Source organism: Sporomusa sp., from assembly GCF_035561155.1.
Classification (GTDB): Bacteria; Bacillota; Negativicutes; order Sporomusales; family Sporomusaceae; genus Sporomusa.
Map to the genome: position 1 here is coordinate 20,998 of NZ_DATMYD010000019.1, position 12,589 is coordinate 33,586.

The window sequence follows — 12,589 nt, forward strand, 5'->3', positions numbered from 1 at the left end:
TAATGCGATATATTTTAAATCAAATATGAACCGGTTGAGATACTTTTGATTTTGTTATAGAAATAAATACAAGGATTGCAAGAAAAATTAAGGTTATGCCAATATACAAAAATGTTGGTGCTATAATCTGAACATTTAAAACGGTCTTATACATATTTAAAAGATGTGATGAAAAATAAACACCTAAATAAACACAGCTTGCCATTAAACCCATCGCAATAGATATTACTGCGGGCTCAACTATCATAGAGGCGTGCATATAAAAATAGGAGATACCAAGCCCATATGATGCCCCGGATAAAAAGCACATGATTCCAATAACCCATATATTTGAAGGAAAACTCATGACTATATAAGCTACCCCCATTACAAGGCACGCAAATACAGGTGTAATGTCTTTAAACCGCAAATATATCAACGAGAAAAGAAGGCAAGCGCAAAGACTCCCGGTTGTTCCTAACGAACTAAGAACTCCAGCCATAGAAGCATCTCCTAACTGTGCTTCTTCCAAATAGATTGCAATATAGTAAGCAACTATATCATATAGAGCATTGAACAACAAAAAAGAGACGGCCACCATACCGAAGTGACGAAATGGAAACTGTACTAATTTATTTATAGACTCGCCCTTACCTTCAGGTGGTGTTTTTGGAAGATAGGCGATCATCATCAAAACAATTGGAATTCCCGCTAAATATAAGTAAAATGAGTTTTTCCAGTCGTTAGTAGCAAGAAAACCCGAGGCAAAGGATAAGATAATCCCTGCCCCTGCCATGACTCCATTAAATAATCCAAGCATAGAGCTACGCTCTGCATCTTTCACAAACACCTCAGATATTAATCCTAATGACGTAACAGCAATCATTCCCGTGGCAAAACCTGCAAGCGCTCTCATTGCGACTATATAATATATATTGACTAATAAAGCCCCGCCATAGGTTACTAAAATAAAAAGAATGTAAGAACCAATTAGCAAAGATTTTTTCCTGATATAGCTTGCAAGGAAACCAGACATTATTGACGACAAAACGGCAACCATCATGGGTCCTGTTAATATAAAATCCAAAAGAACAGGGTTCGCATTCGGTAAATCTGAATAAATACCGCCGATTGCAGGAATAACAACAAAATCACCCATTAATGCAAAACTCATTAACGCAATAGTCATTTTTAAGTAGAAATTATTGCTCATCGACACACTCTCCTCTTTCATAGGTTAGACGTACATGATTTACTAGCTGCATATTCTTTCAATAGCAATGCGATGCATTCGCGAAATCAAATACGCCTCTTAGATACCTCCGGGCCCCCAATTAATGCCTGCTTCGCTTCTCTATGCATTCTAATTTTGTTCCGCCCGTCCCGCAAAAAAGTGAAGAAATCCTACCTATAAATATATAAGGATTTCATATCTTAAACCGATATTAATGTGGATAGTAGCAAAAACATTCTTGACAGTAGTTTCCTTGCGGGTAATCATTAACAGTTCTTCTAGTAACAGGCTTTTCCTAAAGTACTCGTCACCCCCAAATATTTACATGTAATTACAAGTATATATTACCACCAATCACTATACGCGTCAATGTCCAAATTGTTTGATTTTTCTTGATTTAAGGTATGAATTAAGGAACAAATAAAAGGTATAACTATACGTTTAACGGATAGTTATACCTTTCCAATAATCTAGACAATGCTCTTTCGATTGTCTTACTATTAAATTCTTTCCTCCTGAAAAGTAGATAGTACTCATTCTCTCGACCTATTTATAAACTCCATACTTTCTAACAACGTCAATTACTGCCTTGAGATTTTCAATTTTGACATCACCAGGTGCTAAAAGAGTCTTATCAAAACCAAAAATATATCCGCCCCCCGGTGCTGCTGCATCGATAATTTGTTTGGCCTTTTTTATACATTCTTCTTTTGCTCCCCCTTGCAATAAGGCCAACGGATATCCGCCTGAAAGACACATCCTATTTCCTAGTTTTTCCTTAGCTATTCTCATATCCGCCTGCTCTATTGTTACTAGAATCTTATTAGGCGGCAGTTCCTGTAAATAATCATAAAATCTCGTCCAATCACCTTCACAAAAGATAGTTATTGAGTAACCCTCTGAATTAAAAGTTTCAACTAACTTTTTAAATGTTGGCCAATAGAGTCTTTCGAAGTCTTTAGTTCTTAAATAAGAGCCAATATGGAGCGGTACATAAATACTCGGAACTTCATTAGTCTTCAAGCGTTGACAGGCTTTTCCAAAACGGACGATTAAGGGTAGTAGCTGTTCGCAGGCAGCTTCTACTTGTTCCGGTCGCCTCCAGATATCCGCTACCATACCTTTTATTGTTCGAAATTGATTGGCAACTACCTCGAAAGGTACGTGTATTAAACTACCCCATAAACAAGGAAGTCCATATTCACTTTTAAGCTTTTCTATTCCCCCTTCGGTCTCATCAGTAATATTCCGCATTATAGTCGCAGCTTTTGATAAAGCCAGGGCACTCCCAAGCCCTGGTTTGGCTAATTCAGTATATAGTCTTGGGAGTATTTTATTGACAATAAAAGCAAATGGATCTGCTATTAGTTCCGGATATTCATCTTCTTGCATTGCCATTACTTGAATATGCTGCATAATGCCATTTTTCTGACCTTGAGTCCAAGCTTTAGCCCCCAGTGAATTGTAAAATAGTGGACTTCTCAAGGAGAATCTATCTATTATATCGAAATCGAAATCAATTGCAAGCTTTTCGTGTGCTTTTATAACTGTATTTATATCCCACACGGCCTCTTTTATGGGATATCCGGCATAGTGGACCGGCCAAGTAACTTCCATCATACCATATATAGGTACACGATCTGGTTCTTCTATGCTAAGAGCCTTTTTAATACGTCCCATTCTTTCTTCATAGAGACTCGCAGCAGTTTTAGCGTCCATTACTTGTGCACATCCCATCTTTGCAGCAACCTATCGTATCTCTACATAAAACTAATTATCAACTTACTTTAGCTCCTAGGTAAATACAAGGTTCATCCGTTGATCCTAAAAGTTTCAATAGAAGTTTTCGTAACTATATAGGAGACACTCCACTTACTATATTAAAAAATCCAAATTTAGTATAACATTTAAATAACTGCTAGTAAATCTTGCCACGGTCCAAACTTATGCCCTAATCCTCAATTTACATATCGCGTCTGGTGAAAAATTCAGTTCATGCTTAGTATTTTGGAGTTTTTTAGAACGGCTTCTTCTGTCAAGATAGAGGGCTGTCGGTCCTTCCTTGAGATATATGCGTTGCCACGTACAAACCGTTGTAAATGAAGTGATATTAAATTCGGCTGCCGTTTTCCGCGCAGATAAACCATGTTTACGCATATACTCAATTATGGATACCTTGAAATCTCCAGAGTAAGTTCTATTTTTTACTATTAACCCCTCTAATCCATGGTGCAAATAGGCATCAATCCACATTTGGATTTGACCTCTAGTTATACCAAAATGCCTTACAGCTTCCTGTTGTGTATAGTTCTCTTCCAAAACAAACTGCACTACTTCAAGTCATTTCTAAGGAGTCTTATACATTGGCGAGTCTTTCTAAGCGCAATTCTCCTTATCCTCGAAAATATATTTCCCATAATTTGGCTACCCATCTTGTGAGTACTTATAAACTCCCGACCGAAATCTTTCGGTCGGGAGTTATCATACGATTCTCTAATGCCTAAATTAAATATTGCTCCTATAGCTAATTTACCTAGTTTTGCTTAGAATTTAAAGTTAGTGGTTAATCCTAAATGATCTTTGTATGAAGTAAAGCCCGATTTATTACTGTCATAAGGTTTCAGTTTATAATAAGCAACTGATACGTCGATATTTTTAGCAGCTACGTAGTTGACGGTTGCACCATAACCCTTTGCCCCATTTCCGCCAATGGCATCTCCGCCAGTAACCATTAGAAGGTGTCCCCATAACTCTGGGTCAATAGACCAGTTGCCAAACTTCATATAATCTAGGGTGACACCATAACTACCAGGAGTTGCAACGTCAATACCTTTCCATTGCAGCCTTGTCAACCAACCACTCCGCTGTGCATCATGTGGGAGACTATCAGCATGATTTTTAATGGTCTCGGCTGCAAGAGTAAAATCACCCAGCTTGGTATTAACGCCGTAGGCAACCTGTCTAAAATTGTAATTGTAACCTAAACGCGTGGTAACATCTTGGGGATTAAGAGCATCAAGATAAGCCACAGTGAAATTAACATTATCTGTAGCCTTGATAGTTAGATTAGCAATCGCGGCATTTACTGAAGCGTTATTAAACGCCCCTGCATCATATGTATTTAAATCAACGTAGCCCCCAGATAGAGAAACTTTGCTGAAATCATAGGTCGCATAGGCGCCATCAGCCGTCCAACACCACAACATTCCTTGACCTAAAAAAGGCATAATACGACCGGCTGATATGCTATAGTTTTTATTTGTCCATAAAAACTCAGCTTGGTCAAAACGAATCTTATCTGCCGAAGAATATCTTCCAGTAGCACCATCTGTCCTATTACTATAAGCAGTTTTTTGAAGAGTGCCTTTAAATTTTACATTTTCAGATACGTCAGATTCCATGTCAAGAAAAATCTCTTCCTGCATGTACGAAGGCTTTATATTATTGCTGTTATTTCCATTTAGAGCATCGTTCTTTGCGTAATATAGCTGGCCTCTACCCGAAATTTTTATTGATGGTGACGTTTTTTCCAGTTTGTCAACACGTACACCAAGACCTTTTAGTTCATCGCCGAATTCTACTTTGAGTTTTGCTAAAACAGCTTGCGATTCTTGATCTAACTGACTCGATTTAGACTTTGACATAGCTTTAGCCACGATTACAGCCATTTCATACCTGGTAAGTGGCTTGTCGCCTTTAAAAGCTCCATCACCAAAACCGTCTACAATACCGGCCTTGGCCAAGGCCTGAATGGAATCATAAGCCCAATGCTTGGCAGGAACATCGTCAAAAGGATTTGCAGTTGCGGCCAGGCTTGTCCCGGCAACAGCAAGCGCCATAACGGCTGCGAAAGCTAGAGTAACCTTTTTCTTGTTTTTTATAATTATCCCCCCACTATTGAATTGGAAACTCCATTGTATCCGATTCAACCCAGAGCAAACGACGTGCTTTTACCCAATTAGACCCTTACGATAAGCATTCGAGAATTTGCGACATAACCGGTCCTGTCCCAATAGTACTTGAGTAGCTAACAAGGCACTTTGGAGATCCTTATCCAACGGATCCATGATAGCAGAATCCATTCCCTCATAAAGTGCCAGACAGAAAAAGTAACGGTTCACCAATTTCCGCAAAGGCATTCCGAAAGAAACATTGCTCAAACCGGAAGTAATCTTAACCTCTGGGAACTCCTGCTTTATTTGCCGCATTGTTTGTAAAAAGCATAGTACCGAAGTGTTGTCGGTAGAAACTGCGCTTACAAGCGGGTCGATATAAAGCTTGTTCTGGGGAATGCCATAGTCACTGGCTTTCTTAACAAGGCTTCTGGTTACCTCTAACCGGGGTTCAACAGTGGTGGGAATACCTCTGTCATCGACAGTCAAACAAATAACGTTAAAGCCGTAATCACGCACTAAAGGATATACTTGATCTGGCTTGTTGCCTTCTTCCGATACCGAATTAATCATACCAGGTTTTTTAACAAGAGGAATTACCGCCTTTATTGCTTCGGGATTAGGGCTATCAATACAGATTGGTGTGTCAACAGCTTCTTGCACACATTCGATAAGCCATTTCAAGGTTTCAATTTCAATGTCTACTTCCGTCCCTGCGCAAACATCAATATAATGAGCACCAGCCTCTGTTTGTTTAACAGCCAGATTTTGAATGAATGCCTTATCTTTTTCTCTAATGGCATTAGCTACCGACTTAATCGTTCCGTTAATTTTTTCTCCAATGATGATCATCTTAGCGTCCCATCCAATCTTTGCAGATTCTTACTGCTTTGGCGGCATTAGTAGTCCAGCCGTCCGCACCAATCCTTTTACATGACTCCGCGGTTACAGGGGTACCGCCCACAAGAATTTTTACTTTGTCCCGCAGACCGGCTGCTTCTATTGCCTCTACCGTATCTTTCATGCCTTCAAGGGCTAGCGTTAACACACCGGCCATGCCTACAACATCAGGCTGCCATTCTTTGACCTTGGCTACAAATGTAGCGGCCGGAACATCTACCCCGATATCGTTAACTTCAAACCCCGCAGCTTCTACCATGGACCGGAAAATGTTTTTGCCGATATCATGAATATCTCCTTGCACAGTCCCAAGTAACAGCTTACCTACCTTTTGATCTGAGCCATTGCCTAGAACCGGCTTTAACAATTCGATTGCTGCTTGCAGTATTTCTCCGGAAAAAATCAGATCTCCCACATAATACTCACTTTTTTCAAATAGGTTTCCGACTATAACCATGCCATCCTGGCAGGCTTTCACTACTTCCATAGCTTCTTCCTGAGTAGGATTGGTTGTTAAGAATTCTTCAAGCATTCCCATCAATGTTTGCTCATCTAGTTCCCCTAATGCCTGGCTAATTTTATCCAAATCTACTGACATATAATCCTCTCCTCTTGTTACCACATGTAATTACATGTTGATTTGTATTGAGGGAAGCACTACCAGATATTGTAGCACCAACCTTCACATAATTTCTATTTATATACGCCGTATTCCCTAACAAAGTCTAGTACAGCCTTAAGATTCTCAACTTTAACATCCCCAGGAGCCATAAGGCACTTATCGAATCCAAAAATATACCCGCCGCCTGGTGCCGCTGCATCGATAATCTCCTGTGCCTTCTTGATGCATTCTTCTTTTGTACCATCCTTTAACAGAGTCAAGGGGTACCCGCCTGTCAGGCACATTGTTTTTCCTAACTTTTCCTTAGCTAATTTCATATCTGCATGTTCCATCATGCCAAGAATCTTTTTGGGCGGTAGTTCTTGTAGGTAATCGTAGAATCTCATCCAATCCCCTTCAAAAAAGATAACCATCCCATAGCCATCATCGGCTAATCTCTGCACTAATTTTTTAAATGTTGGCCAATAGAGTCTTTCAAAATCTTTTGGTTTTAAATAAGGAGCAATATGGAGGGGAATACTTATCAGGGGAAATTCGGCTGCTGGGCCCGGGAATCCAGCTTCTGCCATTCGTACCATTAACGGGAGCAACGCTTCACAGGCTCTTTCTACGTGGTCCGGACGTCGACGAATATCTAATGATACTCCCTTCATAGTCCGCAGGAAGTCAGATAGTAGATCAATAGGCGCTTCTGTTATACTCCCCATAGCTATGGGAATTCCGTACTCTTTTTGAAGTTTTTCATTCCAGCGCCCCGCCGTTGAATAAATATCCCCATTAATAGTAGATGCTTTAGAAAGGGCTAACGCACTGCCAAGACCCGGCTTAGCTAGCTCAGTGTATAGTCTGGGAAGAGCTTTATTTGCGATAAACGAGAACGGATCTGCAACAAGTTCCGGGTATTCATCATCTTGCATTCCCATAACCTCGGGGTGCTGCATAATACCGCTTATCTTACTTTGAACCCAGGTTTTTGCTCCAAGCGATCCATAGAAGAGTGGACTTCTAACGTAAACGCCGTCTGTCGCATCTAAATCAAAATCAATTGCTATCTTCTCAAAGGCTTTACCGATCGTATTTATATCCCACATGGCATCTTTTACTGAATATCCGGCATAATCAACCGCCCAAGTAGGCTCTATCATAAAGTATATTGGTACGCAGTCAGGCTGCTCTAAACTTATAGCTGTCTTTACACGGTTAATTCTCTGCTCATACAATTTTTCGGCAGTTTCAGCATTCATCTTAGCATGCTCTCCAATCTTTGCAGATTCTTACTGCTTTGGCGGCATTAGTAGTCCAGCCGTCAGCGCCAATTCTTTTACACGACTCCTCGGTTACTGGCGTTCCGCCGACAAGGATTTTTACCTTATCCCGTAAGCCGGCTGCTTCTATTGCCTCTACTGTATCTTTCATACCTTCAAGGGCTAGCGTTAACACACCGGCCATGCCTACAACATCAGGCTGCCATTCTTTGATCTTGGCTATAAATGTAGCTGCCGGAACATCTACCCCGATATCGTTGACTTCAAACCCCGCAGCTTCTACCATGGACCGGAAAATGTTTTTGCCGATATCATGAATATCTCCCTGAACAGTACCCAGAAGCAATTTGCCTACTGTTTGCCCTGCTCCGCTGCCTAAAACTGGTTTTAATTTTTCGATTGCTGCTTGCAGTATTTCACCAGAAAAAATCAGATCACCTACATAATACTCGCTTTTTTCAAATAGGTTTCCGACTATAACCATGCCATCCTGGCAGGCTTTCACTACTTCCATAGCTTCTTCCTGGGTAGGATTAGTTGTTAAGAATTCTGCAATCATTCCCATCAATGTTTGCTCGTCTAGTTCCCCTAATGCCTGGCTAATTTTATCCAAATCTACTGACATATAAATCCCCCTTAATTACATGTTTTTTTAGAAAGGCATCACTAAGGATAAGTAATGCCTGTCCTCATCTAACTCTTAGCTATACTATCAAACCCATTACCATTAAAAAGGTAACATCATCTGCCATATCCCAGGTAGCAGCAGCGGCAGCAGCAATTTCTGCATCTTCTGGACGAGTAGCAAATCCTTCTCTTGCCTCTTCCCAAGACTGTAAAAGCGTTTCCTTTTCACTCATTATCATTTTCCTCCTTTTATTTATACACCCCATACTCTTTGACAAAATCAAGCACAGCCCTTAAGTTTTCAATTTTAGCGTCACTGGGAGCCATCAGAATCTTATCGAAGCTGAAAATATATCCACCGCCTGGCATTGCCGCATCCATGATCTGTTTCGCCTTATCTATACATTCTTCTTTGGTTCCGTGCTGCAATAAAGTTAAGGGATATCCACCCGACAAACACATTACCTTTCCCAGTTTTTCCTTCGCAACTTTCATATCTGCATTTTCCATTATTGCATATATTTTTTTAGGTGGCAGTTCCTGCAGGTAATCATAATATCTAGTCCAATCACCTTCAAAAAAGATATTGAGCGTATAACCATCATCAGCCAACGTTTCAACTAGCTTTTTAAATGTAGGCCAATAAAATCTTTCAAAATCCTTTCGCTTGAGATAAGGCGCTATATGAAGCGGCATACCTACACAAGGGAAATCTGTTGCAGGTCCTGGAAATCCGGCTTTTGCCAACCGAATCATGAGGGGCAGCAACGCTTCACAGGCTGATTCCACTTGATCTGGTCGCCGGCGAATATCCAGCGCCACCCCTTTCATAGTCCGCAGGAAATCGGAAAGTAAATCGATCGGTACTTCCGTAAAGCCACCACCCGAAAAAACTACTCCATACTCATTCTGAAGCCTTTCCATTCCGCGTCCCGCTGTTGCAAGAATATCACCCATTATAGTCGAGGCTTTGGCCAAAGCTAATGCGCTACCCAGACCGGGCTTAGCCAATTCAGTATACAGTCTAGGAAGAACCTTATTTGCGATAAATGGGAACGAATCAGCAATAAGCTCCGGGTATTCATCCTCATACATTCCCATAACCTCAGGATGTTGCATGATGCCGCTTATCTCACTTTGTACCCAGGTTTTAGCACCAAGTGAATTGTAATACAAAGGGCTTCTCACAAACATACCATCCATGAAATCAAAATCAAAATCCGTTACAACTTTTTCTGTGGCTTTAACGATTGTGTTCATATCCCATAAAGCTTCTTTAATGGAATACCCAGCATAATGGGCCGACCAAGTAGGCTCAAGCATTAAACAGCTAGGAACACGATCCGGTTCTTCCAAGATTAATGCTTTCTTTATACGTCCCAATCGTTCCTGATACAGTTTGTCACCGCTTTCAGCATTCATCGTAACCCTCCTCCGATTTTTTAAAATTATTAAGATGACAACTAAGCCTTATAGATACAGCCTTACCGGACATTAGTCCAGCCTTCGTAAAGATTTTCACGGTTCCGCAAACCGGCTGCTTATAATGCCTCTACCGCATCTTTCATAACTTCGAGAGCTAGTGTTAATTTCCCGGTCTTACCGACAACATAAGGCTGTCATTCTTTGATGTCGGTTACGCCACCGTTAGATAGCTTTGTATTACATGTAATTACAAGTAGTTTTGTAAAGATAGGCATCACTAATAGTAGAAAGTAATGCCTATCGTCAATAATTTAACTATACTATCAATCCCATTACCATTAGAAAGGTAACATCATCTGCCATATCCCAGGTAGCAGCAGCGGCAGCAGCAATTTCTGTGTCTTCCGGACGAGTGGCAAATCCTTCTTTTGCCTCTTCCCAAGACTGTAAAAGCGTAACTTTTTCACTCATAATCAGTCCTCCTTTCTATGTATTACCTCGTACTTTCAAATCTCAAGTTCGTGAGTTCTAAGCTGCCAGTTCCATACTTACTTGTAATTACAAGCTGATGCTATCATGCCTTTTCTATTGCTGTCAATACATTTTTTACCTACTGACTAATTGAGGTGTTGTTTGAGCGTAGTATAGGCACCATTGATAGCACGCCTAGAATTACTAAGGTTATACCAATGTACAAGAACGTGGGTGCTATTGTTTGGATATGCAACATAGCTTTATATATGTTCAAAGCATATGATGAAAAGAAGGTACCTAAGTTAACACTAACGGCCATTATTGCCATGGTAGCCGAAATTACGCTAGGCGGTACTATCATCGAGGCGTGCATAAAGTAGAAGGAAAGGCCGATTCCATACGCCATTCCTGCTAGGAGGCACATTGCCCCAACTATCCATATATTTGAGGGAAAGCTTAGCACTATATAGGCTGCACCCATCACGAAATAAGCAGTTATAGGTGTAGCACTTTTAAGCCGTAAATAAATAGGTGAGAAAAGAAGCGAGCCACATAAGCTTCCTATTGTACCCACAGAAGTAAGAATGCCGGCTGTAGAAGCATCTCCTAACTGTATTTCTTCTAAATAGAGTGCTATATAGTAACACACTATGCAGTAGAGTGCATTAAATAAGAAAAAAGCTATAGCCACCGTACTAACCTGAGTAAGAGGAAGTCGTTCCGCTCGTTCCGAAGATTTTTCCTTCCCTTCAGGCGGTGTTTTTGGCAGGTAAGCGAATATCATAATGAGAATTGGTATTCCTAATAAGTAGATATAGAAAGAATTCTTCCAGTCATCAACCGCGAGAAAGCCTGATATTAAAGACATGATTATCCCGATTCCAGCCATGATTCCATTATATAATCCAACCATGGAGCTGCGTTCTGCTTCCTCTATATATACTTCAGCTATCAGCCCCATCGCAGCAACAGAAACTATCCCGAAAGCAAATCCGACAAGCGCCCTCATTGCTACTATGTAATATATATTGGTAAATAAAGCACCACCACAAGTTGCAATAATAAAAATGATATAGGCACCAATCAAAAGATGCTTTTTACTGATTTTTTTCGCAAGAATACCACATAAAAGCGATGAAAAGACTGCGATCAACATAGGCCCAGTCAATATAAAATCCAAAAGAACAGGATCTGCATCCGGTAATGCAGAATAAATACCGCCAATTGCAGGAATAATCACCAAATCCGCCATACACGCAAAGCTAACTAACAAAATGGTTACCTTTACCAAAAGGGTGTTTATCATTATACACTCTCCTTTTATAAGTTGGCTCTTTTTATTAACAAAATATCTCCTTCTTCTATTGCCTCCCTCCAATCCTTCGCTACTATATCTTCGTAGAGTTAATCACATTAACAGTTATTTAGCAATCATACACTCACGAAGCTACGATATCCCCCGTCATTATATTTACTTGTAATTACAAGTAAATATTAACATTCATTGTCACTCAAGTCAATATCTTAATAATTAGATTTTTCCTAATTTTTTTAAGATAATTATCTTAGCAAATATTGCCTTCTAAAAGGGAGATCTCCGCAGATAATTTTCAAATACAGCTGAAACCCGTCTAATGCCAGCGTCAGACGGGTTTCTGATATTATTTGCTGTGATCCTCCTTGGGATTTTGATTTCATAGGGTCTTAAGCAGATACTTGCCGGCAAAAGGCAACTGCTGCACCAGCATCAGCTGCATATCCGTCTGCGCCTATTTCCTTAGCAAATTCTTCGCTAATCGGTGCGCCGCCGACAAGGACTTTGACTTGATTAAGCAGTCCTTTTTCCTCCAGTGCCTGAATTACATTTTTCATCTGTAGCATAGTAGTTGTAAGCAAGGCGGCAAGCCCAACAACCTGAGCATTATGTTTCTCAACTAAGGCAACGAATGTTTCTGCAGAAACGTCAATACCTGCGTCTATGACCCTAAACCCCGAACTTTCCAGCATCATTTTAACTAGATTCTTGCCAATGTCATGTAGGTCGCCTTTGACGGCACCCAATACCACAATACCAGCGGACGTCATGTCTTTTTCCAGGATCAGTGGTTTGATGATATCTAAGCCGATGTTCATTGCTTTTGCACTCATCATTACCTCTGGAACGAACATA

13 protein-coding genes are annotated in these 12,589 nt (G+C 40.4%); all 13 read right to left on the reverse strand.

What is annotated here, in order from left to right; translation table 11 throughout:
- Positions 1-19: 19 nt before the first annotated feature.
- Complete coding sequence (locus VN447_RS03090; protein ID WP_325522701.1) at positions 20-1,192, reverse strand: MFS transporter; 1,173 nt, start codon at positions 1,190-1,192, stop codon at positions 20-22.
- Positions 1,193-1,759: 567 nt separating this feature from the next.
- Entirely contained in the window at positions 1,760-2,932 is a 1,173-nt protein-coding gene (locus VN447_RS03095) for a uroporphyrinogen decarboxylase family protein (protein WP_325522703.1), read from the reverse strand.
- Between the two features lie 225 nt (positions 2,933-3,157).
- Positions 3,158-3,544: a helix-turn-helix domain-containing protein gene (locus VN447_RS23240; protein WP_414714872.1), complete on the reverse strand. Its 387-nt coding sequence runs from the start codon at positions 3,542-3,544 to the stop codon at positions 3,158-3,160.
- 212 nt (positions 3,545-3,756) lie between these two features.
- Positions 3,757-5,052, reverse strand: a complete 1,296-nt coding sequence (locus VN447_RS03100; RefSeq protein WP_325522705.1) for an S-layer homology domain-containing protein — start codon at positions 5,050-5,052, stop codon at positions 3,757-3,759.
- A 111-nt stretch (positions 5,053-5,163) separates the two neighbouring features.
- Positions 5,164-5,958 carry a methyltetrahydrofolate cobalamin methyltransferase gene (locus tag VN447_RS03105; protein WP_325522707.1) on the reverse strand — a complete coding sequence of 265 codons (795 nt, stop codon included), beginning with the start codon at positions 5,956-5,958 and terminating at the stop codon, positions 5,164-5,166.
- Between the two features lies 1 nt (position 5,959).
- On the reverse strand, positions 5,960-6,604 hold the full coding sequence (locus tag VN447_RS03110; RefSeq protein ID WP_325522709.1) for a cobalamin B12-binding domain-containing protein: 645 nt from the start codon (positions 6,602-6,604) through the stop codon (positions 5,960-5,962).
- A gap of 95 nt (positions 6,605-6,699) precedes the next feature.
- Positions 6,700-7,872 (reverse strand): uroporphyrinogen decarboxylase family protein, encoded by a 1,173-nt coding sequence (locus tag VN447_RS03115; protein WP_325522711.1) that lies wholly within the window; start codon positions 7,870-7,872, stop codon positions 6,700-6,702.
- 1 nt (position 7,873) lies between these two features.
- On the reverse strand, positions 7,874-8,518 hold the full coding sequence (locus tag VN447_RS03120; RefSeq protein WP_325522713.1) for a cobalamin B12-binding domain-containing protein: 645 nt from the start codon (positions 8,516-8,518) through the stop codon (positions 7,874-7,876).
- A 79-nt stretch (positions 8,519-8,597) separates the two neighbouring features.
- The gene (locus VN447_RS03125; RefSeq protein ID WP_325522715.1) at positions 8,598-8,753 is read right to left on the reverse strand and encodes a hypothetical protein; all 156 of its coding nucleotides are present in this window, start codon (positions 8,751-8,753) and stop codon (positions 8,598-8,600) included.
- 16 nt (positions 8,754-8,769) lie between these two features.
- Positions 8,770-9,942, reverse strand: a complete 1,173-nt coding sequence (locus tag VN447_RS03130; RefSeq protein ID WP_325522717.1) for a uroporphyrinogen decarboxylase family protein — start codon at positions 9,940-9,942, stop codon at positions 8,770-8,772.
- Between the two features lie 318 nt (positions 9,943-10,260).
- On the reverse strand, positions 10,261-10,416 hold the full coding sequence (locus VN447_RS03135; RefSeq protein ID WP_325522719.1) for a hypothetical protein: 156 nt from the start codon (positions 10,414-10,416) through the stop codon (positions 10,261-10,263).
- A gap of 139 nt (positions 10,417-10,555) precedes the next feature.
- Complete coding sequence (locus tag VN447_RS03140; RefSeq protein ID WP_325522721.1) at positions 10,556-11,725, reverse strand: MFS transporter; 1,170 nt, start codon at positions 11,723-11,725, stop codon at positions 10,556-10,558.
- A 398-nt stretch (positions 11,726-12,123) separates the two neighbouring features.
- A partial coding sequence (locus VN447_RS03145; RefSeq protein ID WP_325522723.1) for a cobalamin-dependent protein occupies positions 12,124-12,589 on the reverse strand: 466 nt, incomplete at its 5' end.